We start from the raw sequence: 24,662 nt of genomic DNA, 5'->3' as shown, positions 1-24,662 counted from the left end.
CTGCCGCCCGCACGCGGCGAGGGGGGCACCGCCGGCCAGGAGCATCCCGGCCGTGGCGGCGCCCCGCAGAACGGTGCGCCGGGAGGTGGATCGAGGACGGAGGGCGGTTGTGGCTGGGCCTGTCATCGTGACTCCCGCTTACGACGCCGGGGGCGAGGTACCGAGCGTGGCCGAACGCGGGGTGAACACCCTCTGGTCAGCGGGTTCGGCTTTCAGGAAGTGTGACATCACGGCAGGAGACAGGCATTCAACATGTGATGCGTAATTACGGGCAGTGGCGCATCACCTGCTGTGGCTGGGCTGGACACGGAGTTCTACGGCCGTGATCGCGAAGGCCAGCGGGCCGGGCAGCAGCAGGGCGAGCAGCGGAAGCATCCACAGGAACGCGACGCACAGGGCCACCGCCGCCGCGATCAGGGCACAGCCCACCGGATCCGCGAAGGAGCGTGTCACGGCCCGGCGCAAGGCCGGACCCCAGCCGAGTGACACGTCCGGGTCCGCCGCAGCGCGCAGCGCGAGGACCAGCCCCGCCGCCGCGAGACCGGTCACCGCCCACGACATCGGGCCGGCACCCGGAAGGCCCGCCCGCGCGAGGGCCAGGTCGAGGACGATCAAGGTCAGCGCGGCGAAGGCGGTCACGCCCGCCAGCAGCGAGCGGCGCACTCCGTGGGCGCGGAACTCGGCCGCGTACTCCCCCAGGGTCACCGGACGGTCCTCGCGGATGGCCCGGCGCAGGACGGCACAGGCCGCGGCGAGAGCCGTAGGGGCGGTGATCAGTGGCAGGGAGGCGACCGCCGTGGCCATGCCCACGGCGAGCATGTCGGCGAAGAGCGTGAAGCGGGGGCCGAACAGCTCGCCGGGCTCCCGGCGTTGGGGTACGGAGGAACTCATGGCTCAGCCCTTCAGTCCGGAGGTCGCCAAGCCCTGCACCAGATAGCGCTGGAAGGCGAAAAAGAACAGCACGATCGGCACGATCGAGATCACCGACATCGCGAACATCGGGCCGTATGCGGAGGTGCTGGACTGGTCGACGAAGTTGCGCAGGGCCAGGGTGATCGTGAACTTCTCCGGGTCGAAGAGGTAGATGAGCTGGGTGAAGAAGTCGTTCCAGCTCCAGATGAACGTGAAGATCGCGGTGGTGATCAGTGCCGGGCGGGTCAGCGGGAGGACGACCGACCAGAAGATCCGGAACGGCCCGCAGCCGTCGATGCGGGCGGCCTCGTCCAGTTCACGCGGCAGACCGCGCATGAACTGGACGATCAGGAAGACGAAGAACGCCTCCGTGGCAAGGAACTTGGGCAGGATCAGCGGCCAGTAGGTGTCCACCATGCCGAGCTTGTTGAAGATGATGTACTGCGGGATCAGCACCGCGTGGTGCGGCAGCATCATCGTCGCGATCATGAAGCCGAACATCGGGCCCCGCATACGGAACCGCAGCCGCGCGAAGGCGTAGGCGGCGAGCGAGCAGGACACCACGTTCCCGATCACCGAACCGACGCTGATCAGCAGGGAGTTGAGCAGCAGCCGGGTCACGGAGACACCGCTGATGCCGTCCAGGGCGGTGGTGTAGTTCGACCACTCGAAGTGGCTCGGCAGCAGCTTGAGGCTGGTGAGGACCTCGTTGGCGGGCTTCAGTGAGGTGGCGAGCAGCCAGGCCAGCGGATAGAGCAGGACGAGGAGTACGGCCAGCAGTCCCACGTGCTTGGCCACGGCCGCGGTGCGGGCCCGGTTGGCGTTGGTCTTGAGGTTGGACACGGTCGTGGCCATCAGGCCCCCTCGTTGGCGTAGAAGACCCAGGAGCGCGAGGTCCGGAACAGGATGAGGGTGACCACGCCGATGGCAAGGAGGAGGACCCAGGCCATGGCGGAGGCGTAGCCCATGTGCGAGGCGGAGAAGCCTCGTTCGTAGAGGTAGAGGGTGTAGAACTCGGTGGAGTCGGCCGGTCCGCCGTTGCCGCCGCTGATCGCGTACGCCGGCGTGAAGACCTGGAAGGACTGGATCATCTCCAGGACGAGGTTGAAGAAGACCACCGGGGACAGCATGGGCAGCGTCACCGACACGAACCGCCGCCACCGTCCGGCGCCGTCGAGTGCCGCGGCCTCGTACAGGTCGGCCGGGATCTGCTGCAGCCCGGCCAGGAAGATGACCATCGGGGCGCCGAACTGCCAGGCGGAGAGCAACGCGACGACGAACACCGCAAGATGGGGGTCGGACACCCAGCCGCCGGTGTGGATGCCGACGGAGGACAGCAGCTCGTCGACGGTGCCGCCGTCGTTGTAGAGCGCCCGCCACACCAGCGCGATCGACATGCTGGCGCCGAGCAAGGAGGGGGCGTAGAAGGCCGAGCGGTAGAAGCCCTTGGCCCGGCGGGTGCCGCGGAGCAGCAGCGCGACACCGAGCGCGAGGGCCAGTTTGAGCGGGACGGCGACCACGACGTACAGGAGCGTGGTGCCCACCGACCGCCAGTACCTCGGGTCCGCGGTGAACATGTCGGAGTAGTTGCGCAGTCCGACCCACTTGGGCGGGTCGAAGAGGTCGTAGTCGGTGAACGACAGATACAGGGACACGGCCATGGGTGCGAGCGTCAGGAGGACGACTCCGAGGATCCACGGCGAGAGGAACACATAGGCGGGGCCGCTTCGTTGGTCGCGCCGGCGGCGTTCCCGCTGTGTGTCGCGGGCGGTTGTCGCAGGGGGCCGGGTGGCTGTGGTGGTCATCGCAGCTCCCGCTTCGCCTCGGCGACGTACTCCTCGGCGGCTCCTCGCGGGCTCTGCATGCCGTAGGAGACCCGCTGGTAGTCGCGTTGGAAGGAGACCTGGAGGACGACGTCGCCACGGGGTGGTGCCATGGGCGGCGCGTCCGTGCCGTGGGCGGCGATCGTGCGCCCGTAGTCGTAGACCTCCTTCTCCGGGCCGGTGAGGCTCTTGCCTATCGCGGCGGCTATCCGCTTGTTGGGAGGTGTGGAGCGGGTGACGCCGAGGATCTTGCCCGCGTCGGGGTCGTTGAGCAGGAAGTCGATCAACTCGGCGGCCTCCTTGGGGTGTTGGGTGCCGGCTCCGACGCCGATGAGCATGGTCGGCTTGAAGTACTGGCCCACCTTTCCGTCGGTGGTGGGTACGGGCGCGAAGTGGACGTCGTCGCCGAGCAGGGGCGGATAGCCGAGGAAGGGGGCGTCCCAGTTGAAGTCGGTCGCGGCCAGGCCTCGTCCCATCGGGGTGTCCTCGACGGCGCCGCCGATCTGGGCGGTGTCCCTGGCCTGCGAGACGACGCCGTCGCGGCGCAGTTTGTCGGTGAAGGTCCAGAACTCGGCCAGGTCGTCGGTGCTGAAGCCGAGCCGGTGCTGCGAGGCGTAGAGCTGCTTGCCCCTGCTGCGCAGCCAGGTCTCGAAGGCGTCCTCGTTCACGCCGAGGTCGGAGAGGCCGGTGTAGGCGTGCCCGTTGGGGCCCTTCATGCCGAGCGCGCTGATTCGTCGGCCCGCCTCGGCCCAGTCGTCCCAGGTCCAGCCCGGCCGGGGCGTCGCCACCCCGGCCTTCTTGAAGACGGCCGCGTCGTAGACGATTCCGGTCGTCCCCTTGCCCATCGGGAGGGCGTACTGCCGGCCTCCGTAGGCGCCGGTCCGGGTGAGGCCCTTGTCGAAGTCGGCGGTCCGGAGCGTGCCGTTCCTGAGGTAGGGGCCGAGGCCCAGGAGGGTGCCGCTGCCCGCGTACTGGGATATCTGCCGGTAGTCGAGCTGCGCCACATCGGGGAGGTCACCGCCGGCCGCCTGGGTGGCGAGCTTCTGCACATACGCCGGGTAGCCGGCGAAGGAGGTGCGCACCGTGACACCCGGGTGCCGTTTCTCGAAGAGGGCCACGGCGTCGTTGGTGCGCTGGGCCCGGTCGTCGTTGCCCCACCAGGCGAAGGTGAGCGTGACTTTCCCGCCGACCGCGGTGCTCCCTCCGCTGCCGTCGGAACAGCCGGCGAGGAGCGGGGCGAACACGGCGCCCGCGGCGGCGCCGAGGAGATCTCGTCTCCGGATACTGGGTGGCGTCATGGCGATGCCTCCTGAGTGGGGCGTGGACATCGTTGTCTGAGGTCAGGAGTTGGCGCCCGGTCCCGCGGAACGTTGGGGGGACGGATTGCCGGGAGCGCGCGCCATGAGGCCGTACCGGATGAACGGCGGTGCATGGCAAGCGCTTTCGCCTGCAGAGAACCTAGAATCCGTCCGTCCGGTCGGTCAACGGTGCTGCAGCACATATTTGTTCGGACATGGGGCGCGCGTACACCGGTCAGTACCCGTGCCCCAGGTCGGATTCGCCCTCAACTGACTTACAGGAAAGGGCTAGAGACGCACGGCCAACGACCGCCGGGCCACCGAGATCATGCGCTCCCCCACCAACTCCATGCACAGCCGCATGTTCTTGTCCGCGACGTCGTTGTCCGGGAGACGGCAGGCGAACTGCAGACCTTCATGGACCCGGGTCACCCACGCGCAGACCTGATCGCCGTACGACACCCGGATCAGTCCGTACGCCTTCAGCTCCTGCCAGCGTTCCGAACCGGGCAGGGCGCGCGAGTCGACGTAGGAGACGATCGAGTACAGGTCGGGGGACGTGGGCCGGAAGTCGGCGCCCAGCAGGCGCAGTACGCGGGCGATGGGCATGCGGGCCAGCGGGCGGTTCTCGCGGAGGGTGGCGCGGACCATCCGCAGGGCGTCGTCGAAGTCCGTCGCCCGCCCGACGGGGATCTCGATCGGCGCGCCGCCCACGTACCAGCCGACGGAGTCGGCCCAGCGGGACTTGGCCCGGGTGTGGAAGGGCACGACGGTGCGGTACACGTCGAGGCCGCTGATCTCACGGGCGGCCAGGGCGACGGCCGCCAGGACGCCGACGAGGCTTCCGCCGTACGGGCGGCAGTACGCCTCGAAGGCCGCCGCCTCCGTGTCGTCGGTGAGCATCTCCTGGAGGAACTTCTGTGTGGGCAACGGCCCTTGGGGGTCGAGGCCGAGGTCGACGGGGAAGTTCGGCAGTTTGCCGTCGCAGCGGGCGATGAACTCGCGCCAGCGGGAGACGACGGTGTGCGTGTCGTCGATCAGGTCCGCGTCCGAGCGTTCGCCCGCGCAGAAGTCGATGTAGCTGGCGACGGGCGCCACTTCGACCGTCTTCCCGGCGAGCCCGGCCGCGTACAGCTCGTGCACCTCCCCCGCGATGCGATGCAGCGAATAGGCGTCGACATTGCTGTGGTCGAACGCCAGGTAGACGCTCGTGCCGTCTTGCCGAACAACCGCCGCGAAGAGGAAGTTCGGCCAGGTGAGCGCGTCCGCCGTGACATCGAAACGGTCCTGCAGATACCGGGTCAGAGTCCCCGCGTCCGCGAACTCGCCGACGTCCTCGCGGTGCAGGGCCACCGCGTCGGCGTCCAGGGTGAAGCGGCGCATCTCGTCACCGGCCCACCGGAAACCGCTGCGCAGCGTCTCGTGCCGGAGCATCCAGGCCCGCAACGCGCCCTGGAGCACGTCGAGTTCGATCCTCCCCGGCATGTCGAAGGCGGTACCGAGCCAGGTCGGCACGAACAGCCCGTCCTCGCGCACCGAACGCGCCGTACGGATATGGGACTCCTGCACATACGCCGGTGGCCGCACATCGTCCGGAAGCGTCCGCGCCGCTCCTACGGCCGTCGGGTGCAGCGTCCACTCGACGAGTCGTCCGGGACGGATCTCGCACCGCTGAAGGTCACTCATGCGCACAGGGCTCTCCGTTCGCCTGCCCACGGGAGGCCGCCGGGCACCACTGTCGATCCACGCCTCCATGCCGCTCGGGCACCGCTCACTGCATGCGGAGATCAACGATCGGGCTGTTCGGAAAGCAACGCTCTGGAACCCGCCGTTCCGAAAGGGAGGGATCAAAGCGGATCAAAGCGGGGTGGTGGCGCGTACGGCGATGACCGCCAGGGTGGTGTAGCGCATCGTGAAGCGGCCTCCCAGCGCGTCGATGGCACGGCCGACCTCGCCCAGTATCTCGGCCAGTTGGTCGGGGCCGAGGCGGGTGAGGCCGCCGGTCGTGGGGAGCAGGTCCAGCCACTGGTCGCGCGTGTACGACCGCTCCCAGTCGAATCGCGATTGTTCCGGGTCGTCGAACCGTCCGGTTTCGCGGATCCTGTCGGCGACCTTCGCGTACGCCGCCTGGTACATCTCCAGCGGGCGTTGGGCGGACCCACCCCCGAACGGCGAGTCGGGCACCACTCGTTGATAGGCAGCCGCGAAGGGCTCGGCCACCTCGACGGGAGGCTCGTACACGTGCCCGAAGATCGCCAAGCGGCCGTTCGGGCGCAGCACTTGGGCAGCTTTCACAGCACCGGCAATTGGGTCCACCCAGTGCCAGGACTGGGCGGCGGTGACCGCGTCGAACGTTCGGCCGCCCGGTTCCCATGCCTCGAAGGTCGCCACCTCGACCGCCAGGCCGCGGACCCGCGCGAAGTCGGCCATCCGCGCATCTGGTTCGACGCCGAGCACGGTGCAGCCGGCGGCCTGGAACTGGCGGGCCGCGATGCCGGTGCCGCAGCCCACATCGAGTACGTCGAGCACGTCACGCACGTCAGGCACGTCAGGCACGTCAGGCACGTCGAGCCCACCGGTTTCCGGGCTTCCGGCGACGATGCGGGCCACCAGGTCGTCGGGGTAGCCGGGGCGGGCCTGGTCGTAGCGTTGCGCGTCCGTGCCGAAGGACTCGGCCATCTGTCGGGCCTGATGCAGCGGGACGGGCTCCGGCTGCTCTCGCGGTAAAGTGGGCATGCGTTCACCTTAGTGGGCAAGCGCCCACAAGCCAATGGGTGCCAGCGAGCTGGCGCACGAGAGGATCCACAAGTGCCGACCGGGGTGCACCTTCGTGATGCGCGGCAGCAGTTGTTCGACGCCGCCGAACGCGTGCTGCTGCGGGATGGTCCGAACGGGCTGACCAGCCGGGCCGTCACCGATGAGGCGGGCTGCGCCAAAGGCGTCCTGCACCGGCACTTCACCGACTTCGACGCCTTCCTCGCCGAGCTCGTCCTCGACCGGGCCGCGCAGTTGGAGACACAGGCGCACGCGCTGCGCGACTCCGCCGGCACCGGCACCGTGGCCGACAACCTCACCGGCGCGCTGACCACCCTGTTCGGCCCCGTACCCGTGGCGATCATCCCGCTCATCACCTTCCGGGACGAGTTGCGGGCGCGGCTGCGGCAGGCCCGGCCCGGCGGCGGTATCGCCATCCTCGCCCAGGTGACGACGGCGGTCTCCGCCTACCTGACCGACGAGCGTGCCAGGGGCCGTATCGCGGCCGACGCCGACATCGACTCACTCACCCTCTCCCTGGTCGGAGGCGGGCACCTCCTGTTCGCCGACCGCGCCTCGGACCCGCCGACCACGTGGGCGGTCGGCAAGCTGGTGACCACGGTGCTCGCCGATGTCGTACAGCGGCGGCCTCGCTGAACCCGGCGTGCAGCGCTAGGTGTTCATGAGATCTGGCCGACGGGTGTGTCAGCGGAAGCCGACCTCGGTGAAGGCGCAGCCGCCGCGATCCGCGTGAGGCAGTGCTTGTCGTGTTACGAGCGTCGGTGCCTTCCGGAAGTACTGGCGGTAGCCGGACGCACGGAACCTCAAGTCGAAGGCGTGGCCCTCGATGTGCCACAGCGGCAGGTCTTTCCGGCCGTCTTCCGGCGGCAGTCGGTGCACGCCGTCGATCTCCAAGTCCGGGGTCGTGCCCTTGAAGTCGAGGTCCCCTTCGAGGTCCCAGACGTCGTCGAAGACGAGCGTCGCCGGGGCGATCCAGAAGGAGAAATGTGTCGCCGGCGGAACCGGGGGAACCCAGCGGACGATGTAGTCGAGGTCGAGGAGAAGGCGCGGCAGGACGTCGTCGGTCGGCTGCACGGACAGAGCGTGGACGGTGGCGTCGTGCCAGCCCATCTCCGCGAAGTCGGCGTCACTCCAGACGCTCTTGGAAAGGCCTGATTCCGGGTGGCCGCCGTGGTCCATCCCCGTATCCAATCATTCGGCCCGTTGGGCCTGCTGAACCCGGGCACGGGAGCCGGTACCAAACTCCGCCGACTCCATGATCCATGTGCTGAGCAATCCCCCGCTGCGCTGCGGGAATTCGGAGGTTCCACCGATCGGTCAGCGAATCAGTCTTCGTCGCGGTCGGCACCTCTTGGGCGCCCGGCGCGGCAGGGCCTCGCGGCTGGGGGCCGGGGTCAGTCCGTGGCGGAGTGCTGCAGCGAGGTCGAGTCGGGCGAGGGTGTTCTCCAGTCGGGTCTGCGACAGCATGCGCAACCGCAGCACTGGGGCGACGTCCTCCCCCTGTCCGCCGAAGAACCGCGGGGACGCTAACCTCCGGGGCGTGCCTCCATCACCTCGTCCCCTGCCGACGATCACACGGTTCGTCAAGGGACGGATCTGCGCTTATGACCTGGCCGGCGACGTCAAGGGCGTGCTGTCGCCGGTCACGGTCTGCCGGCCGTCCCCCGGCGACGATGTCGTCGACCACGCCGTTGCCGTCGGCCTTCGGCGCGCCTACTACACGACTCTCGACGCGATCGTCTGCGTGACGGCGGACGGGACCGAGGTCTGGCGGTCGCGGTTCGAGCCACCGTCGGATCGGCGGCACGGACACCGGCCCGGCTGCGTGCTGTCGTCGGACGAACTCGTCGTGTGGGTCTACCGGCCCGACGCCATGGCGGGCCGTGACCGACACGACCAGTGGGTCGCCCTGGACGCCGGGACCGGGGCCGTCGTCGCACAGGCGGACCTGCCGACCGTCGGGCACGGCGGGCAGCACCTGCTGCACCCTGCGGGCGACGAGGTCCTCCTCGATGTGGGCGAGGGACAGGACGGCTCGGTCGTCTTCCGTGCGTCGCTGACCGGGAGCCGGATGGATCTCATCGCCTATCCGTGGGACGACCGGTGCCTCATCGCCCTGTCGCCCGACGGACACGAGTTCATGACCGTTCACCACGATCAGGCCGACGTCGCCCTCCACACCTACCCCGACGGCGAGGTGAGGTTCACCCTCTCCGTCGACACCTTCGGGCACGATCCCGACGAGGTCTATGTGGAATGGAGCGGCGGCTACCTGAACCCGGACACCGTCCTCGTCACCCTCGGCGGCGAGACCGAGGACGAGCAGGAGTGGTTCCGGCACTACCGGGTGGATGTGCGCTCCGGCCGGGTCGGAACCGAGTTCGACGCGCGCACGGACAACCCCTACGACGTCCGGCCCCTCGGCGACGGAACCTGGCTCACCACGGATGCGTCCGGTCACCCCGTCCGCTGGACCGACTCCTAACACCGCGTCAGGCCTTCACGCCCGGCATGCCGCTGGTGACGACGATCGAGGCCACCTCGCCGGTCCTGGTGCGGCCCAGCCAGACGACGCCGCCCGACTCCGCCGGGAACGTGACCAAATCGGCCTGGTCGGAAAGGTACGCGGGCCCACTGACATCGGAGGTTCGGGCATCGGCCCTGCGCGACGACGCGGGGAGCGCGACGGACCGTACGCGCCCTCAGAGTTGGACGACGATCGCCCTGGTGGCCTTCTCGATGTCGGCGTCGGGGAATACCAAGTGGGCGGATCCGACGCCGAGTTCGAGCGTCACCGGTGTCACGCACTCGGCACCGGCCTCGGCACCGTCCACGAAGTCGCCCACTGCGGCGAGTACTTCACCGTGCGCGGGCCGCTGACGGTGCCGCGCACCCCTCGCAGGGGCGGGCGGTGACAGGGCGGCCGTGAACTAACCCGGCGCAGGCCGGCGAACCACCGGACCACTCTGCTCCAGGGGCAGTGGTTGGTTCGAGTCGCGGTCCTGCGACGGGGCGGGCGCGGCGCCACCGACTCCGTGACTCCGCAAGCCCGTTGGAGAGCGCGGAGTGGATCTTACGAGAGTCTGACGCGGCGCTCCAAGGCCTTCACCCGCCGTCGGCACATCGACAACTCTGGTTCCACACACCGGTGGACACCGCCGCGGTGTAGAGAAAGCGGCCACCGCGGCGGGACATCCCGGGCACGTGACGAGCGTGCCCGGGACGCCGTGCAGGCATACGGACCTCTACAGCGGGGCCGAACCGATCCAGCGGCGATAGGCGCCCGCGTCGACGTTGCCGCCGCACACGATCGTGACCACGTGGCGACCGGCGAAACGGTCACGGTCTTCGAGGATCGCCGCGATGCCGAGCGCGGCGGACGGTTCCACCACGAGGCCGGCGTGGTCGAGGAGCATCCGCATACCGGTGATGATCGACTCCTCCCGGACCAGGACCGCGTCGTCGGCGACGAGGAGGAGGTCGTCCAGGACGGCCGGGATGGGGCACCGGCCGGCGACACCGTCGGCGATGGTGTTCGTCGACTCGGTCGTGACGACGCGCCGCGCGCGCCACGAGCGTGTCATCGCCGGCGCGCCCAGCGGCTGAACGCAGATCACCTCGACCTCCGGCGCCAGGGACTTCAGCACATGCCCCACTCCGGTGGCCAGCGCCCCGCCGCCGAGGGCGATCAGAACGGCGTCGAAAGACCGCGCCGTGTCCACCAGTTCCAGGCCGATGGTCGCCGCGCCCTCGCAGGTCTCGATGTCCAGGCTGTCCTCGACCAGCCGGATACCCTCGGACCGTGCGACGGCCGCCGCCCGCTCGCGAGCCAACTCGTGGTCCCCGTCCACCAGTTGCAGACCGGCACCCAACGCACGGATGCGGTCGAGCTTGGCCGCGGTAGCGAAACGGGACGCCACCACGGTGACGTCGAGTCCCCGGCCGCGACCGGACCACGCGAGGGCCTGGCCGAGGTTGCCCGCGCTGGCGCACACAACGGCCCGCGCGTCGCTGTCGGCGAGCAGGCTCGCGAGGAGCTCGGTGCCGCGCGCCTTGAAGCTGCGGACCGGGTTCGCCGTTTCGAGCTTGATGCTGACCGCGCACCCGAGGCCGGCCTCCAGCGCCTCGCAGCGGTACAGCGGGGTGTCGAGGAACACCGGGTCGATCACCCTGCGGGCCGCCCTGATCCGACCGGTGTCGAGGCGTGTCTGCTGCACGACATGGCAGCGTAGCGCCACCGGTACGGTTCCCGTCCCTGTGCGGTCGGTTGTCACGTATCGGCCGCCGTCCGTGCCGCCGGTGATCCCGCAGCACGCGGCCGGCAGGTCGGCGACATGGCCGGAGGACCAGGGACGAGACGGGTGTCGCTCAGTGCCGTCAGCGGGTCGGGCGTGGGATGCGCCGTCCGGTCAGGGTCGGCCGTCCCAGTTGTTCCGCCTGCATGCTCGGCGGCTGGCGGCCAGCGGCCGGTCTTCGGCGGACATCCACATGTGCCCACAACAACCCTCCATGTGAGACAGCCGGCCCGGCCGAGCTGTGCGGGGCTCGGCCAGGCTCCGGGTGTCGGGCTGTTTGTTCCTGGGACAAGGCAGCTTGATCAGTTGTCCACTGTCACGGGTACGACAGTCTGTCTCGGTGTCAGACGAACTGATCGCCGGCCGCGCGAAGGTGTCTGCGCAGGATCTTGCCGTTCGCGTTGCGGGGCAGGGTGTCCAGCCGCACGACGTCCTGCGGGACCTTGTACCAGGACAGCCGAGACCGGGCCAGGGCGATCAGCTCGTCGCCCAGGGCGTCGCTGTCCAGCTCGTCGTCGGGGACGGTCACCACGTAGGCGCGCAGGCTCGTGTCTCCGGCCGGACGGCGAACCGAACTGACCGCCGCTTCGAGCACGCGCGGATGGCTCTCCAGGAGTCGTTCGACCTCGCCCGGCACCACGTTCTGCCCGCCGATCACCTCTACGTCGTCCAGCCGGCCGTGCACGTGTACGACCCCGTCGTCGTCGATCGACGCCAGGTCCCCGGTCGGCCACCAGGTGTCTGTCACCTGATCGGGGCCCCGGCTCCCCCGGACAACGCCCCGGGAGGCGTAGTCGACGTAGACGTGCAGTTCGCCCTGGCGGCCCGCGGACACCACCTGGCCGTCGGCGTCGACGATGCGTATCGGCCGGCCGGGGACGGGAGGCCCGACCGCCGAAGGAGTGGCGCACGCGGCGGGCCGGCCCATGGAGATCACGCCGATCTCGGTGGCGCCGTAGTTGTTGATCAGCCGGTTCCCCAGGATCGGCACCAGTTGCTCGCGCAGCCGTGGGGAGAGGACCTCCCCCGCGCTCGACACCTCCCGGAGGCGGCCGAGCGTCTCCGTGTGGCCGGGCTCAAGGAGCATGCGGGCCAGGAAGCTCGGCTGTGCGAAGAGGTTCGTGACCTGGTGACGGTTGATCAGTTCGATCGCCTCGGCCGGGGTCGCCCGGTCACGCGAGAGGACGGCGGTCTGCCCCGTGGCGAGGGTGGTGAGCACCGAGAAGTGCAGTCCGCCCAGGAAGTACATGCGTGACACGGACAGGCCGACCGTCCTGAGGTCGCTGTCCTTCTGGCCAGGAGGGCCGACGAAGTTGCTGTGGAGGAAGAAGCACAGCTTCGGGGCACCGGTCGTGCCGGACGTGAAGACGGCCAGCGCCGGTGCGTCCCCGCCCTCGGCGAAGTCCGGGTCCGGTTCGCCCGCGACCAGGGTCGAGACCTTCATGGCGGGGGCGAAGCCCGGCGTCTCCAGCCGTCCGGCCGTGTCCGGGTCGATCACGGCGAGTGCGGGTTCCACTGTCTCGACGGCGCGCGTCAGATCCTCCCAGCTCATCTGGACGTTGACCGGGGCGGCGACGAGACCGGCCTGCAGGGCGCCGAGCACGGACCAGACCATGTCCACGCTGTCGGGAAGCGCCAGCAGGACGCGATCGCCCCGGCGCAGTCCCGCCGACCGGTATCCCCTCGCGGCCCGTGCCGCACCGTCGAAGACCTCGGCGAACGTCCAGGCGCGGTCGTCGGCGAGGAAGGCGATCCGGTCCTCCCACCCTTTGGCACGGGCGAGTCGGGCCAGATCCTGGGTTACGTTTCCGGGCATGGCTACGGACGCCCCTCTCCGGCGGCGGCGGACACCGCGGTCCTGTCGGGGATTTTCGGCGCCTCGTCGAGGTGGATCCCGAACCAGGTACCGAGCGCCTGCCTCAGCCCTTCGTCGGTCACGATCCTCTCCCTGGTCCGCTCCCCGCCCTGTTCCACGATGAGGACCCTGTTCGCGAGAGTGACCCTTCCGTCCTCCCGGGGCTGGACACACATCAGCCGGTTCCTGAAGGGCGATTGGGGGGCGGTCTGGTACCACCACATGGAGGGAAGGCCGAATTCGATTTTCCGGGGTCTCATCTCCATCCGGTACAGCGGCGAACCGTCACGGAATACGTCGATGTCCCCTTCGGGCGTCTCCGTGACAAGGTACGCACCGTGCGGGTCGTTCTGCGGTGTGCGCAGATCCAGCCGCATGGGCCATCGGCTGTGATTTCCCTGACCCACGTCCACCAGCCATGAATGTCCGTCGGGTTCATCGGTCTCCACCCGGAGCGCCAGATGACCTACGGGACTGTCCAGTACCTCGCCGCGATAGATGTACCCGGCCAGCAGGGTGACATGGAATCCGAGGGCTTCCAGCAGCATCGCGAAAGCCGAGTTCAGTTCGAAGCATCCGCCGCCGCGCCGTTCGTGCACGATCTTCCGGACCGCGTCCAGGGAGTACGGGATCGGTTCTCCGAGGAGGAAGAACAGGTTCTCGAACGGAACGGAGAGTACATGGCGTTCGTGAAGGTGGCGCAGGGCTGCCGCGTCCAGCCGTTCCGGCCTTTTGGCGCCTATGCGCTGCAGATAGGCGTCGATGAGTTCGTCGTCCATGGCGCTCTCACTTCTCCAGGCAGAACTCGTTGATGGGATAGCCGACATGGCGGTCCTCGGCGGGCAGGTAACCCAACACGCGGTCGCCGGGCCTGAGTTCGGTGCTGTTCAGGACCGCCCCGCCTGGACCGAGCACCCGGACATGCCAGTCGTCCTGGAGAATGAGGTTGACGGCGCGCCCGTCATCGGATTTCGCGTCGATGGAGATGAGCGGTCGGCTCTCGATCTTGACCCGCCCGACGGTGACGATACGGGTCTGCCCCTTGACGTCAACGGCCATGACCTTGCTGCCGGACTTCAGCTCGCTCAGGTAATGGGTACGGCCGTCGCGAGAAAGCGTGTAGGAGTGGATGGCCCCCGCGTTCACCCGGAACGGCCGGGTGGGCATATAGGGAAGGGGATGCGTCTCGCTCACACAGAGGATCATCCCCTTGGAGTGCGAGCCGACCAGGATTCCCTCGTCCTCACGGAAGTGGCTGCATGTGTCGACACAGGCCCGCTCCCCCATGCCCACGTGCTCGGTGGCGACGATCGTGAGTTCGACGAGGTCCAGGGGCTCGGTCACGACGGCGGATGCCTGCTTGAGGGCGGTGGCGTCGCCCACGGCGTTCGGCGCCATCATCACGCCGTCGGAGCCGTGTTCGAGCACCCCGAAGATGATCTCCGCCTCCTCGACGTCCCCGGCGACGGTGATCAGACTGCCCTCGGCACCCGCTGCGGCAGCGATGACGATCTCCAGCGGAATCTTCGTGGGATCCCGGAACAGCAGCAGGCTCCACTCCTCGGTACGAGCCGACTGACAGGCGTCCTCCAGGGTCCGCGCGTCGACGATCTCCACGAACCGTCCGAATTCGACTCCCGGATACATCGCCGAGAGTTCCGCCGATGTCCCGTGCTCACGCGGATCGACGATCACCACGTCGGCAGCACCGAGATCGTCGGGGAGCTCCGCGAGCTCCTTGCCGTGCGGGAAGAAGATCTTCTTCACCGTGGGGGGCAGGTCGGCCAGGTCCGCCAGGGCGTCCGAGACAATGCCGTCCACCCGCTGGTGCAGCGCTTCTTCCAGGACCGCCCGCTTGTCGGCGACAGCGCGGATATCAAGCCACGTGAGCTTCACGCTTTCCCATCTCTTTCGTGTAGAACTCCACCGGAGCGGGCGGAGGTACATCCCCGTGCACGAGGCGGGCCAGTTCACGCGTCGTAGCACCCGGACTGTCGGATTCGAAGATGTTCCGGCCCATGGCGACTCCGGCCGCACCACCCCGGAGTGCGGAATCGACGAATTCCACCAGTGCCTTCTCATTCCCGACCCGCGGGCCGCCGGCCACCAGAATCGGTACCGGACAGGAGGCCGTCAGGCGCAGCATGTCCACATCGGATTCAAGGGCGTAGGTCTTGATGAGGTCGGCCCCGAGTTCGGCCGCGACGGTCACCGCGGCGGAGACCAGTGCCGGATCACGAGGGTCGGTGACGCGCGGTCCCCTCGGATACATCATCGCCATCAGCGGCATGTTCCAGCGGTCGCAGGCCTCTGCCACCACCGCCATATCGGCTATCTGCCGGGCCTCTTCGCGGGAACCGACATTCACATGCACACTCACCGCGTCGGCACCGAGACGCAGAGCCTCTTCGACGGTCGCGACCAAGCATTTCGCATCCGGGTCGGGAGCGTGCGCGGTGCTCGCGCTCAAATGCACGACGAGCGACATCTGCGTGAACCAGGCCGGATCCACGCGGCGAACGCTTCCCTTGTGCAGGACCACGGCATCGGCGCCATTCGTCGCCAACTGCCCGACCAGCCGGTTGAGTCCGAAGCCGCCCCCGGAAATCGGCCCATCCGTCAGAGGATGGTCCAGGGGAACCACCAGCATGCGCCGGGGATTACGTCGATACAGCCGAAGCAGCCTCAGTTTACGGGCACTTGAAGCGCCGTCGAATATCTGCATCTCGTCCATTCCCATACCAGTGCTCGGCCAACTGTCCGGTCCCCAGAAGTGAGCTCATCGAGCCCCCTCTCTGTCGCTGACTACGGCTGCCACCCGGGGGAGGTTCACTGCGTGATCCCACCGATTGAGACCTGGCCCGCACCGATGGTCCGGCGGCCACTGGTTGCTTGCGCGAACGATGCCGGCCGTGCCCGGGACGAGACCGCGAGCACCCGGACAACTCCTGATCCGCGCAGGGGAAAGCCGGTCACGGTGATGGATACCGTGACCGGCTCGGAGGACGGCGAGTTGGGCGGAGGTCACATGTTGATCATGTGTCCGGCCAGCCCGTGCACCGCTTCCTTCACCGCCTCGCCCAGGGTCGGGTGGGCGTGGACGTTGCGGGCGACCTCGTGGACGGTGAGGTCCCACTGCTGGGCCAGGGTCAGTTCGGGGAGGAGCTCGGTGACGTCGGGGCCGATGAGGTGGCCGCCCAGGAGTTCGCCGTACTTGGTGTCGCTGATCAGCTTCACGAAGCCGGTGGTGTCGCCGAGGCCGTGCGACTTGCCGTTCGCGGTGAACGGGAACTTCGCCACCTTGATGTCGTGCCCCAACTCCCGTGCCTGGGCCTCGGTGTAGCCGAAGCTGGCGATCTGCGGCTGGCAGTAGGTGGCGCGCGGGATCATCGCGTAGTCCAGCTCCATCGTCTCCGCGTCGGCGAGGGTCTCGGCGGCGATCACGCCCATCGCCTCGGCGGCGTGCGCGAGCATCAGCTTCGCGGTGACGTCGCCGATGGCGTACAGGTGCGGGACGGAGGTGCGGCACCGGCCGTCGACGTCGATCGCGCCGCGCTCGGTGAGCCGTACGCCCGTGTTCTCCAGGCCGAAGCCGGTGACGTTCGGCGCGAAGCCGATCGCCTGGAGGACCTTGTCGGCCTCCAGGACCTGTTGGGTGCCGTCCTTGCCGGTGACCGTGACGCGGACCTGCGGGCCGGACTCGTCGATCGACTCGACGCGGGTGGAGGTGAGGACGTCGATGCCCAACTTGCGGTACTGCTTGGCGAGTTCGGCGGAGACCTCGGCGTCCTCAAGGGGGGCGACGCGGTCCAGGAACTCGACGATGGTGACCTTCACGCCGTAGTTGTGCAGCACGTAGGCGAACTCGATGCCGATGGCGCCGGCGCCCGCGATGACGATCGACTGCGGGAGGTCGTCGGCGAGGATCTGCTCCTCGTACGTCACGACGCGCGAGGTGCGGCGGGTGCCGGGCAGCAGCCTCGGGGTGGCGCCGGTGGCGATGATGCAGTGCTCGAAGGTGATGGTGCGGGTGTCGCCGTCGTATCCGGCCACTTGGAGGGTGTGCGGGTCGAGGAAGGTGCCGCGGCCGTCGATCTCCGTGATCTTGTTCTTCTTCATCAGGTAGTGGACGCCCTTGACCCGGCCGTCCGCGACCCGGCGGCTGCGGCGGAACGCCTCCCCGTAGTCGAAGGAGACCTCTCCCTCGACCTTGATGCCGAAGGTCTTCGCCTCGCGGGTGAAGATGTGCGCGAGTTCGGCGTTGCGCAGCAGTGCCTTGGTCGGGATGCAGCCCACGTTGAGGCAGACGCCGCCCCAGTACCTCTCCTCCACCACCGCGACCCGCTTGCCGAGTTGCGCGGCGCGGATGGCGGCGACGTAGCCGCCGGGGCCCGCGCCGAGTACGACGACGTCGAACTGATCGTCCTGCTGGCTCATCGAAAGATCCTTTACCACGGGGAGATCCTCTAACGGTGTCCAGGATGCCCTGGTCGGTCCTCGTCCGCGTCGGCCGTCAACTGCGCCAGTACCTGTTTGGCGCCGTCGATCGCCCGGTGGAACTCGGCGGGGTCCTGATGCACGCGGGCCAGGACGTACCCGCCCTGCACCGTTGCCGTGATCAGTGAGGCCATCGCGTCGGGGTCGACACCGGGGCGGAGTTCGCCGGTGCGGACTCCGTCCGCGAGGACCGCGGAGAGTCGTGCGGTGAGCCAGGTGAAGAAGTCCGCTGCCGGGGCCCGCAGTTCGGGGTCGGCGACGACGTCGTGGTCCTGGGCCAGCCGTCCCATGCGGCAGCCGGCGAGGGGCGCGCGTTCCAGATCGAGGTAGGCGGCCACCCGCGCGAGGGCCGGCCCCTCCGCGGTCAGGACCTTCTCGACGCCGGCGCGGAGCTCGTCGCCCATGCGGGTCATGGCCGCGACCGCGAGCTCCGCCTTGCCGGAGAAGTGGTGGTACATGCTGCCCTGGCCCGCCTGGGCGCGTTCCAGGATCATGGCCGGGCTGGTGCCCGTGTATCCGCGTTCCCACAGCAGTTCGGCCGCTGCTCGCGTCAGCGCCTCCTTCTTGCTCATGGAGGCAATGTACCTACTACTTGTTACACAATCGCACCGGCAGCAGCGGGAGTTCGGCGTCGCGCGGTGGTCAGAGGTTGTGGCGGGAGCGGTGGTTCGCGGCCTTGGCCCGGTTGCCGCAACGCGTCATGTCGCACCAGCGGCGCGAGGAACGGTACGAACGGTCGATGTACAGCCGGGTGCAGCGGGGCGCCGCACACTCCTTGACCGGCCCGGCCGGCTCGGTGAGCAGTTCGACGGCGTCGCGGGCCAGTGTCGCCAGGACGGCGCGGATCGTGCCGTGCCGCACCACCGTGCCGTCCGGCCGCAGCTCCTGGCGTACCGGGAGGCGGGTGGTGGCGCGGTTGAGTACGGCGCAGTCCTCCGCCGCGAAGGGGGAACCGCTGCCGGCGGCGAGCACCAGGCGGTAGATCGCCTCGCGCAGATGCAGCGCCGCGGCCAGATCGGCGTCGGTCACCGGTGCCGGTGCGTCCAGCGCCCCGGAGGCGGCGGTCCAGTCGGCGAGGTCGGCCGTGGTGGTCAGGAGGTCCAGCGGGGTGTCGCGTCGGCTCTGCACCGTGCCGACGAAGTCCAGGGCCACGCTGCCGCTGACGAATGCGAACTTCATCCGGCGAGCCTAACACCCCACCCTTCTTGAATAACCTCAGTGGCCGGTTACTTTGCCGAGGCGAGCAGCCGCATTGACACCAGCTGCCCGCGTCCTCTGTACTGTGCCAAATAACCCCTAAAGCTGGTTACTTCAGAGTGAGAGGCCACCTCTGTGATGGAACGCGACGACCTGAAACTCGCAGAGACGGGAGGTGAGGCGCCGCCGACACCGGCGCCTGAGGTCACCTCGGTGCCGGCCTGGGTCTCGGCCGGCATTCCCGCCGTCTTCGTCGTCCTGTGGAGCAGCGCGTTCATCGCGGCGGTGATCGGCACCGACGCCGCACCGCCGCTGCTGCTGACCTTCTCCCGCTTCGCGGTCGCCGGTGTACTGCTCACCGTGATCGCCCTGGTGTCGAAGGCGCCCTGGCCCAAAGGCAGGCTGCTGCTGCACGTCGTCGTCACCGGTCTGCTGATGCAGGCCGTACAGTTCGGCGCCTTCTACACGGCGATCGGCGCAGGGCTGCCCGGCGGTGTGGTCGCGCTGATCCAGGGCTTCAACCCGGTCCTGATCGCCCTGATGGCAGGCTTCTTCCTCGGCGAGAAGATCACCCGGCAGCAGTGGCTCGGCTTCACCATCGGCGGTGCCGGTGTCGCGCTGGCCGTCGCCGGAGCACTCCACTTCTCGGGCACCGCCATCGTGCTCTCCTTCGTCGGCCTGCTCGGCCTGAGTGCCGGCACGGTCTACCAGAAGCGCTTCACCCAGGGCGCCGACGTCCGCAGCAGCACCGCCCTGCACTTCCTGGCCAGCGCGCCGGTGATGCTGGTGATGACGCTGACCCTGGAGGAACCGAAGGTCACCGACTGGGGGGCGTTCGGCGGCTCGCTGGCCTGGATCGTGCTGATCAACTCCGTGGGCACGTTCCTGCTGCTCAACTTCATGCTCAAGAAGCAGACGGCGAGCCGGGTCGGCACCCTCTTCTTCCTCACCCCGGCCGTCACCGCGCTGCTGGCCTGGCTGGTCATCGGCCAGACACTGAGCCCCTCGGCGATCATCGGGCTCGTCCTCGGCGGAGTCGGCGTGCTTCTCGCCGCGCGCAAGTAGCCGCCGGCAGCCGCGCGCACGCGCCCCCCGGTACCCATCACGCACGCCGGAACGCCGGCACGACACGCTCCACGCATTCGACGACGCAGAGAAGAGAAGCAGACATGACCATCAAGGTCGCCATCAATGGATTCGGCCGCATCGGGCGCGGTTTCCTCCGGGCCGCGCTCGCCGAGGGGGCCGATCTGGAGGTCGTGGCCGTGAACGACCTCACCGACGCCGCGACACTCGCCCATCTGCTCACCTACGACAGCACCATGGGCACGCTCGCGGCCGAGGTCGTGGCTGAGGACGACGCGCTCGTGGTCGACGGCCGCCGGATCGCGGTGCACGGGGAGCGCGAGCCGGCCAAGCTGCCGTGGGGCGAGCTCGGCGTCGACGTGGTCGTGGAGTCCACCGGCATCTTCACCGACGGCAAGAAGGCCGCCGCACACCTCGACGCGGGCGCCCGCAAGGTCCTCATCTCCGCCCCGGCCAAGAACGAGGACCTCACCCTCGCCTACGGCATCAACCACACGAGCTACGACCCCGCCGTCCACCACGTCGTCTCCAACGCCTCCTGCACCACCAACTGCCTGGCCCCGCTCGCCAAGGTGCTGCACGAACGGTTCGGCCTGGAGCACGGGTTGATGACCACCGTGCACGCGTACACCCAGGACCAGAACCTCCAGGACGGCCCGCACAAGGACCCCCGGCGCGCCCGCGCGGCGGCGCTCAACATCGTGCCGACGTCCACCGGCGCCGCGACGGCCATCGGCCTCGTCCTGCCCGAGCTCAACGGCAAGCTGGCCGGGCTGTCGCTGCGGGTGCCGGTGCCGGTCGGCTCGCTGACCGACCTCTCGGCGTACCTGGCACGGCCGGTCACCGTCGAGGAGATCAACGAGGCCTTCGCGGAGGCGGCGGCCGGACCGCTGGCGGGAGTGCTGCGCTACACCGACGCCCCGCTCGTCTCCACCGACATCGTCGGCGATCCGGCGTCCTGCGTCTTCGACTCCAAGCTGACCGCGGTGACGGGTGACGGCCGCCATGTGAAGGTGTTCGGCTGGTACGACAACGAGTCCGGCTTCTCGCACCGGATCGTCGACGTCGTACGCCTGTTGGGGGCGCGAGGCTGAACAATCTGACGGGCCCCGGACGCTGCCCCGCGCGGGTACCACCCCGCGCGGGGTTCGGCATGTCCGGACCCCGCCGGCCCGACCGCGGCCGGGCGGAAATCCCGGACAGGCCGATCCCGCCCGCCCTACAGTGGCGCCATGAGTGATCATTCCGAAGCGCCTGTCACGCCCGTCGAGGCCTTTGAACCCCCGTACTACGTGGCCGTCTTCACCACGGTTCGGACGCAGGAGCAGAGCGGTTACAGCGAGACCAACGCGCGTATGGAAGACCTGGTGAGGGAGATACCCGGGTACCTCGGGATGGACCACGCGCAGACTCCGGGCGGACTGGGCATCACTGTCGGGTACTTCCGTGACGCCGACGCCCTCACGGAGTGGCGGAGCGACGCCGAGCACCGCGCGGCGCAGCGGCGCGGGCGAGCCGAGTGGTACCAGAGCTACACACTGCACGTGGCGAAAGTGGAGCGGAGTCAGGGGTTCACCCGACCGCCGGTCACGCAGAGCCCGACAGCAGGCTGAGCGAACGGTCGATCTGCCCACGAGTACGATGCCGACGGGTGTACTCGTGAGCCGTTTCCCGGAATGCTGTTCAGCACTACTGAATCGGAGCTCTTCATGGTCCAGGCAGTGCATCGAGCGGTGCAGATCCTGCGGGAACTCGCCTCCGGCGGTCCCCGGCTGGGTGTGACCGAGCTGGCCGACCGGCTGGGCGTCGCCAAGCCCACGGTGCACGCGCTGCTGCGCACCCTGGAGATCGAGGGCCTGGTCGCGCAGGACCGGGACAGTTCGAAGTACCACCTGGGGCCGAATCTCGTACACCTGGGCAACACCTACCTGGACACACACAAGTTGCGGACCCGTTCGTTGACCTGGGCCGACGGGTTGGCCAACCGCACCAGGGAGGCCGTGTGGGTGGGGGTTCTCAACGGCGACCAGGTGCTGATCGTCCACCACGCGTTCCGTCCCGAGGGAGCGGTGCAGATTCTTGAGGTGGGCGCGAGCATCCCGTGGAACACGTGCGCCCTGGGGAAGGCCATCGTGGCGTCGTCGCCGACGGCCCTGCGTGAACGTCTCCTTGACGGGGAGCTCGCGGTGCTGACGGGTGCGAGCGTGAACACCCGTAAGGAACTGGAACGCCACCTGGAGGAAGTCCTCAGCACCGGCTACGCGATCGAGGACCAGGAGTCGGCCATCGGGGACGCGGGAATCGCCTCGCCGGTCTTCGACCGCTCCGGCGAGGTGGCGGGTGCCATCGGCATCGTCGGCCCGGTGGAACGCCTGCTGGGCGAGTCGACGCGCCAGGAACTCGCCGTGGCGGTACGGGAGACCGCGCGCATCCTCTCCCGCGACCTGGGAGCGCCGCGCCGCGCCGCCTACAGCCCGGACCGCGATTAGCCCGGCGGAGCGACGGCCCTCGCCACCGGTCCGTCATGTGCCCGGATTCGCCGCCGCGTCGGCGAGGGCACGGAACATCAGGGCGGTCGAGGTGGCTCCCGGGTCCTGATGTCCGATGCTGCGCGCCCCGAGGTAGGAGGCGCGCCCCTTGCGTGCTCGTAAGGGAGAGGTGGCGCGCATGCCTTCCTCGGCGGCGTCGGCGGCAGCCGCTGCCGCGGCGGCGAACTCGGTTCTGCGGCGGGCCTGTTCCTCGAAGGCGGCGACCGCCGGCGCGTACGCGTCGATCATCGTCTTGTCGCCGGTGGCGGCCGTCCCCAGCTTCTGGATGCTCGCCAGGGCCACGGAGAGTGCCCCGGTGAACGCGAGCGGGTCGGCGAGCGGAGTGTCCAGAACCCTGCCCAGTGCGCGGAACGCGCTCCCGTACAGCGGTCCCGAGGCACCCCCGATGGTGGAGACGAGGGTGGTGCCGGTCTTGGTGAGGACGGCTCCGACCGTGTCGAGGCCGGGGTCGGACACGGCGGTGGCGGCGGCGGTGAATCCCCGGTCCAGATTGGTGCCGTGGTCGGCGTCGCCGATCGCCGAGTCGAGCCGGGTGAGCCGGTCCTTGTTCCGGCCCACGGCGACGCCGATGGCCAGCACCCAGGCACGGGCGAGGTCTGTGTCCATGGGGGGGACTCCGTTCGGTGATCAGTGATCAGTGGATACGGGTGGGTCGTTGGAGAGGGCGGCCTTCCCCGCCACCGCACGCCACAGGTGTCCGCGCCGTCAGTCCTGGAGGACCGGGCTGCGGGCGATCTCGCCGACGAGTTCGTCCTCGTGGTCGCGGACGAAGAAGTGTTCCCCCTCGAAGATGCGCATGCCGAAGGATCCTCGGGTGGTCGCGGCCCAGCCGCTGAGCTCCTCGTGCGTGACGGTGTGGTCGTCGCGCCCGCCGAAGGCGAATACCGGGCAGTCGTGCACGCGTTCCGGGCCCGGGCGGTAGCTGGAGTTGAGTTCGAGGTCGGCACGGATCTGCGGAAGCAGCACCGAGCGCAGTTCGGGGTTGTCCAGCACCGGCTTCGGCATACCGCCGAGGTCGCGCAGCCGCTCCCAGATCTCGTCCCCCGTGGTGTCCTCCAGGACCGGGAAGTCCGGTTCCATCAGGGGATGGCGGCGCGCGCAGACGAACAGCGCCTCCGGGCCCGTGCCCCGCTCCCGCAGCCGTAGCGCCACCTCGTGGGCGATGACCGCGCCCATGCTGTAGCCGACCAGGGCGTACGGCACGTCGAGGAGGGGGGTCATGGCCCGCACCAGATCCTCGGCGAGTGGCTCCATGCGCCGGTAGGGCGGCTCGGAGAACCGGGACTCCCGGCCTGGCAACTGGACGGCGAGCACCTCGATGTCCCCCGGCAGGGCGTCCGGCCAGGTGCGGTACATGGTCGCGCCGCCTCCCGCGTACGGGATGCAGAACAAGCGCAACCGGGGGCGGGGGCCCGGCTTGACGAACGGGAACCAGCGGGCTGTCTCCGACATGTTCGCCTCCCTCACTCGCCCGTGGTGGCGGCGGTACGCAGGCTGAGCGGACGCATGTCCGTCCAGATCCGCTCGATGTGGTCCAGGCACTCTTCGCGGGTGCCGACGAATCCGGTGGCCCGCCAGCCCGCGGTGAGTTCGCGGCCCAGCGGCCACACGGAGTGCTGCTCCTCTGTGTTGACGACCGCCTGGAACAGCGGCTTGTCGCGGCCGGTGTCGGCCATGGTGTTCTCCTCTTCCTGGTCGTTCCGTGGTTCTGTCGTCGGACGCGTGCCGGGTGCCGCGGGCGTCCGGCTCAGCGGGCCCGCGGGCCCGGCAGGTCGCCGACCGGGATCCCGGGCCGGGCGGTGACCATTTTCAGGGCGGTCACGAAGTCCTCGGCGAACTCCGTCCCGGTCCCGGGGTCGAGCACCGCGGTGTTGCGCAGGAACTGGACCTCCGCGCCGTCCCCGGTGGGCCACACGTGCAGTTCCAGGTCGTAGCGGGCGGCGGCCCTGGCCACCCGCCGGCGGGTCAACGTCAGCCCCGGCAGGGCGAGTTCGCCGGTGCCGCCGTTGTGCAGCACCAGGACGGCGCGGAACCACGGGTCGGCCAGCAGCTCCTCGCCGGGCCGCAGGACTCCCTGCAGATGCTCCAGCGGGACGTCCCGGTGCGCGAAGGCGGCCAGGACGGCGACACGGACGCGGTCGAGCAGGGCGTCGAAGCCGAGCGCGGGGTCCACGTCGGTACGGATCCCGACGTAGTTGACGAACCGCCCCACGATGCTCTGGAACTCCCGCCGGTCGCGGCCTAGCACCGGCGTGCCGACGGTGATGTCCCGCTGCCCGCCGAGCCGGGCCAGCAGCGCCTGCTGGACGGCGAGCAGCACCATGAACGGTGTGGCCCCCCGGCCGGCCGCCGACGCCACCACCGCGGCCAGCAGC

26 protein-coding genes are annotated in these 24,662 nt (G+C 69.3%); 6 read left to right on the top strand and 20 right to left on the bottom strand.

Translation table 11 applies throughout. The features are described from left to right. Positions 1-282: 282 nt before the first annotated feature. The 6 genes from R6V09_RS14565 to R6V09_RS14540 form a co-directional block, all read right to left on the bottom strand. On the bottom strand, positions 283-891 hold the full coding sequence (locus R6V09_RS14565; protein WP_317881819.1) for a hypothetical protein: 609 nt from the start codon (positions 889-891) through the stop codon (positions 283-285). A gap of 3 nt (positions 892-894) precedes the next feature. Next, positions 895-1,767, bottom strand: a complete 873-nt coding sequence (locus R6V09_RS14560; protein ID WP_317881818.1) for a carbohydrate ABC transporter permease — start codon at positions 1,765-1,767, stop codon at positions 895-897. Beyond that, on the bottom strand, positions 1,767-2,717 hold the full coding sequence (locus R6V09_RS14555; RefSeq protein ID WP_317881817.1) for a carbohydrate ABC transporter permease: 951 nt from the start codon (positions 2,715-2,717) through the stop codon (positions 1,767-1,769). Before R6V09_RS14555 ends, R6V09_RS14560 begins: the two co-directional genes overlap by 1 nt. Further along, on the bottom strand, positions 2,714-4,033 hold the full coding sequence (locus R6V09_RS14550; protein WP_317881816.1) for an ABC transporter substrate-binding protein: 1,320 nt from the start codon (positions 4,031-4,033) through the stop codon (positions 2,714-2,716). Before R6V09_RS14550 ends, R6V09_RS14555 begins: the two co-directional genes overlap by 4 nt. Positions 4,034-4,321: 288 nt before the next feature. Further along, the gene (locus R6V09_RS14545) at positions 4,322-5,719 is read right to left on the bottom strand and encodes a condensation domain-containing protein (RefSeq protein ID WP_317881815.1); all 1,398 of its coding nucleotides are present in this window, start codon (positions 5,717-5,719) and stop codon (positions 4,322-4,324) included. A 171-nt stretch (positions 5,720-5,890) separates the two neighbouring features. Continuing rightward, positions 5,891-6,769, bottom strand: a complete 879-nt coding sequence (locus tag R6V09_RS14540; RefSeq protein WP_317881814.1) for a class I SAM-dependent methyltransferase — start codon at positions 6,767-6,769, stop codon at positions 5,891-5,893. Positions 6,770-6,841: 72 nt separating this feature from the next. Here R6V09_RS14540 and R6V09_RS14535 point away from each other — a divergent pair, with 72 nt between their 5' ends. Continuing rightward, entirely contained in the window at positions 6,842-7,444 is a 603-nt protein-coding gene (locus R6V09_RS14535; protein ID WP_317881813.1) for a TetR/AcrR family transcriptional regulator, read from the top strand. Positions 7,445-7,492: 48 nt separating this feature from the next. Here R6V09_RS14535 and R6V09_RS14530 read toward each other — a convergent pair whose 3' ends face one another. Beyond that, positions 7,493-7,987, bottom strand: a complete 495-nt coding sequence (locus R6V09_RS14530; RefSeq protein ID WP_317881812.1) for a hypothetical protein — start codon at positions 7,985-7,987, stop codon at positions 7,493-7,495. A gap of 361 nt (positions 7,988-8,348) precedes the next feature. On the opposite strand from R6V09_RS14530, the gene R6V09_RS14525 reads away from it, so the two are divergent. After that, entirely contained in the window at positions 8,349-9,293 is a 945-nt protein-coding gene (locus R6V09_RS14525; RefSeq protein WP_317881811.1) for a hypothetical protein, read from the top strand. A gap of 217 nt (positions 9,294-9,510) precedes the next feature. Here R6V09_RS14525 and R6V09_RS14520 read toward each other — a convergent pair whose 3' ends face one another. From R6V09_RS14520 to R6V09_RS14480, 9 genes are all read right to left on the bottom strand, one after another. Continuing rightward, positions 9,511-9,654, bottom strand: coding sequence for an aldehyde dehydrogenase family protein (locus tag R6V09_RS14520; RefSeq protein WP_317881810.1), 144 nt, complete (start codon positions 9,652-9,654; stop codon positions 9,511-9,513). Positions 9,655-10,053: 399 nt separating this feature from the next. Next, positions 10,054-11,025 carry a threonine ammonia-lyase gene (locus tag R6V09_RS14515; protein ID WP_317881809.1) on the bottom strand — a complete coding sequence of 324 codons (972 nt, stop codon included), beginning with the start codon at positions 11,023-11,025 and terminating at the stop codon, positions 10,054-10,056. Positions 11,026-11,446: 421 nt separating this feature from the next. Then, positions 11,447-12,919, bottom strand: a complete 1,473-nt coding sequence (locus tag R6V09_RS14510; protein WP_317881808.1) for a class I adenylate-forming enzyme family protein — start codon at positions 12,917-12,919, stop codon at positions 11,447-11,449. Between the two features lie 2 nt (positions 12,920-12,921). Further along, complete coding sequence (locus R6V09_RS14505) at positions 12,922-13,737, bottom strand: arylamine N-acetyltransferase family protein (RefSeq protein ID WP_317881807.1); 816 nt, start codon at positions 13,735-13,737, stop codon at positions 12,922-12,924. 7 nt (positions 13,738-13,744) lie between these two features. Beyond that, positions 13,745-14,905: a 3-dehydroquinate synthase II gene (locus R6V09_RS14500; protein WP_317881820.1), complete on the bottom strand. Its 1,161-nt coding sequence runs from the start codon at positions 14,903-14,905 to the stop codon at positions 13,745-13,747. After that, positions 14,835-15,692 (bottom strand): 2-amino-3,7-dideoxy-D-threo-hept-6-ulosonate synthase, encoded by an 858-nt coding sequence (locus R6V09_RS14495; RefSeq protein WP_317881806.1) that lies wholly within the window; start codon positions 15,690-15,692, stop codon positions 14,835-14,837. Before R6V09_RS14495 ends, R6V09_RS14500 begins: the two co-directional genes overlap by 71 nt. Positions 15,693-15,982: 290 nt before the next feature. Beyond that, a complete protein-coding gene (lpdA, locus tag R6V09_RS14490; protein WP_317881805.1) occupies positions 15,983-17,395 on the bottom strand; it encodes a dihydrolipoyl dehydrogenase in 1,413 nt (470 codons plus the stop codon). Positions 17,396-17,424: 29 nt separating this feature from the next. After that, the gene (locus R6V09_RS14485) at positions 17,425-18,027 is read right to left on the bottom strand and encodes a TetR/AcrR family transcriptional regulator (RefSeq protein WP_317881804.1); all 603 of its coding nucleotides are present in this window, start codon (positions 18,025-18,027) and stop codon (positions 17,425-17,427) included. 70 nt (positions 18,028-18,097) lie between these two features. Continuing rightward, positions 18,098-18,634 (bottom strand): CGNR zinc finger domain-containing protein, encoded by a 537-nt coding sequence (locus R6V09_RS14480; protein ID WP_317881803.1) that lies wholly within the window; start codon positions 18,632-18,634, stop codon positions 18,098-18,100. A 156-nt stretch (positions 18,635-18,790) separates the two neighbouring features. On the opposite strand from R6V09_RS14480, the gene R6V09_RS14475 reads away from it, so the two are divergent. From R6V09_RS14475 to R6V09_RS14460, 4 genes are all read left to right on the top strand, one after another. Beyond that, complete coding sequence (locus R6V09_RS14475; protein WP_317881802.1) at positions 18,791-19,717, top strand: DMT family transporter; 927 nt, start codon at positions 18,791-18,793, stop codon at positions 19,715-19,717. Between the two features lie 104 nt (positions 19,718-19,821). Continuing rightward, positions 19,822-20,832, top strand: coding sequence for a type I glyceraldehyde-3-phosphate dehydrogenase (gene gap / locus R6V09_RS14470; RefSeq protein WP_317881801.1), 1,011 nt, complete (start codon positions 19,822-19,824; stop codon positions 20,830-20,832). A gap of 138 nt (positions 20,833-20,970) precedes the next feature. Continuing rightward, a complete protein-coding gene (locus R6V09_RS14465; protein WP_317881800.1) occupies positions 20,971-21,351 on the top strand; it encodes an antibiotic biosynthesis monooxygenase family protein in 381 nt (126 codons plus the stop codon). Positions 21,352-21,447: 96 nt separating this feature from the next. Further along, a complete protein-coding gene (locus R6V09_RS14460; RefSeq protein WP_317881799.1) occupies positions 21,448-22,227 on the top strand; it encodes an IclR family transcriptional regulator in 780 nt (259 codons plus the stop codon). Positions 22,228-22,260: 33 nt separating this feature from the next. On the opposite strand, the gene dhaL is transcribed toward R6V09_RS14460, so the two are convergent. From dhaL to R6V09_RS14440, 4 genes are all read right to left on the bottom strand, one after another. Beyond that, positions 22,261-22,893 (bottom strand): dihydroxyacetone kinase subunit DhaL, encoded by a 633-nt coding sequence (gene dhaL, locus R6V09_RS14455; protein WP_317881798.1) that lies wholly within the window; start codon positions 22,891-22,893, stop codon positions 22,261-22,263. Positions 22,894-22,992: 99 nt separating this feature from the next. Further along, positions 22,993-23,739 (bottom strand): thioesterase II family protein, encoded by a 747-nt coding sequence (locus tag R6V09_RS14450; RefSeq protein WP_317881797.1) that lies wholly within the window; start codon positions 23,737-23,739, stop codon positions 22,993-22,995. 11 nt (positions 23,740-23,750) lie between these two features. Beyond that, entirely contained in the window at positions 23,751-23,963 is a 213-nt protein-coding gene (locus tag R6V09_RS14445; protein WP_317881796.1) for an MbtH family protein, read from the bottom strand. A 71-nt stretch (positions 23,964-24,034) separates the two neighbouring features. After that, positions 24,035-24,662, bottom strand: a 628-nt coding sequence (locus R6V09_RS14440; protein ID WP_317881795.1) for a condensation domain-containing protein, incomplete at its 5' end; no start/stop codon positions are given.

Origin of the sequence: Streptomyces sp. W16 (assembly GCF_033194735.1) — a bacterium.
In the GTDB taxonomy this organism is placed as follows: Bacteria; Actinomycetota; Actinomycetes; order Streptomycetales; family Streptomycetaceae; genus Streptomyces.
Note: the sequence above shows the minus strand (reverse complement) of the source record. Positions and strands in the feature narration are given on the sequence as shown.

Bases quoted from the DNA above. Each gene is read 5' to 3' on its own strand.
- R6V09_RS14460 (WP_317881799.1), top strand. From the start codon at position 21,448: ATGGTCCAGGCAGTGCATCGAGCGGTGCAGATCCTGCGGGAACTCGCC.
- gap (WP_317881801.1), top strand. From the start codon at position 19,822: ATGACCATCAAGGTCGCCATCAATGGATTCGGCCGCATCGGGCGCGGT.
- R6V09_RS14530 (WP_317881812.1), bottom strand. From the start codon at position 7,987: ATGGACCACGGCGGCCACCCGGAATCAGGCCTTTCCAAGAGCGTCTGG.
- R6V09_RS14450 (WP_317881797.1), bottom strand. From the start codon at position 23,739: ATGTCGGAGACAGCCCGCTGGTTCCCGTTCGTCAAGCCGGGCCCCCGC.
- R6V09_RS14550 (WP_317881816.1), bottom strand. From the start codon at position 4,033: ATGACGCCACCCAGTATCCGGAGACGAGATCTCCTCGGCGCCGCCGCG.
- R6V09_RS14510 (WP_317881808.1), bottom strand. From the start codon at position 12,919: ATGCCCGGAAACGTAACCCAGGATCTGGCCCGACTCGCCCGTGCCAAA.
- R6V09_RS14465 (WP_317881800.1), top strand. From the start codon at position 20,971: ATGAGTGATCATTCCGAAGCGCCTGTCACGCCCGTCGAGGCCTTTGAA.
- R6V09_RS14540 (WP_317881814.1), bottom strand. From the start codon at position 6,769: ATGCCCACTTTACCGCGAGAGCAGCCGGAGCCCGTCCCGCTGCATCAG.
- R6V09_RS14565 (WP_317881819.1), bottom strand. From the start codon at position 891: ATGAGTTCCTCCGTACCCCAACGCCGGGAGCCCGGCGAGCTGTTCGGC.
- R6V09_RS14485 (WP_317881804.1), bottom strand. From the start codon at position 18,027: ATGAGCAAGAAGGAGGCGCTGACGCGAGCAGCGGCCGAACTGCTGTGG.
- R6V09_RS14555 (WP_317881817.1), bottom strand. From the start codon at position 2,717: ATGACCACCACAGCCACCCGGCCCCCTGCGACAACCGCCCGCGACACA.
- R6V09_RS14505 (WP_317881807.1), bottom strand. From the start codon at position 13,737: ATGGACGACGAACTCATCGACGCCTATCTGCAGCGCATAGGCGCCAAA.
- dhaL (WP_317881798.1), bottom strand. From the start codon at position 22,893: ATGGACACAGACCTCGCCCGTGCCTGGGTGCTGGCCATCGGCGTCGCC.
- lpdA (WP_317881805.1), bottom strand. From the start codon at position 17,395: ATGAGCCAGCAGGACGATCAGTTCGACGTCGTCGTACTCGGCGCGGGC.
- R6V09_RS14560 (WP_317881818.1), bottom strand. From the start codon at position 1,767: ATGGCCACGACCGTGTCCAACCTCAAGACCAACGCCAACCGGGCCCGC.
- R6V09_RS14545 (WP_317881815.1), bottom strand. From the start codon at position 5,719: ATGAGTGACCTTCAGCGGTGCGAGATCCGTCCCGGACGACTCGTCGAG.
- R6V09_RS14480 (WP_317881803.1), bottom strand. From the start codon at position 18,634: ATGAAGTTCGCATTCGTCAGCGGCAGCGTGGCCCTGGACTTCGTCGGC.
- R6V09_RS14500 (WP_317881820.1), bottom strand. From the start codon at position 14,905: ATGTACCTCCGCCCGCTCCGGTGGAGTTCTACACGAAAGAGATGGGAA.
- R6V09_RS14475 (WP_317881802.1), top strand. From the start codon at position 18,791: ATGGAACGCGACGACCTGAAACTCGCAGAGACGGGAGGTGAGGCGCCG.
- R6V09_RS14445 (WP_317881796.1), bottom strand. From the start codon at position 23,963: ATGGCCGACACCGGCCGCGACAAGCCGCTGTTCCAGGCGGTCGTCAAC.
- R6V09_RS14495 (WP_317881806.1), bottom strand. From the start codon at position 15,692: ATGGACGAGATGCAGATATTCGACGGCGCTTCAAGTGCCCGTAAACTG.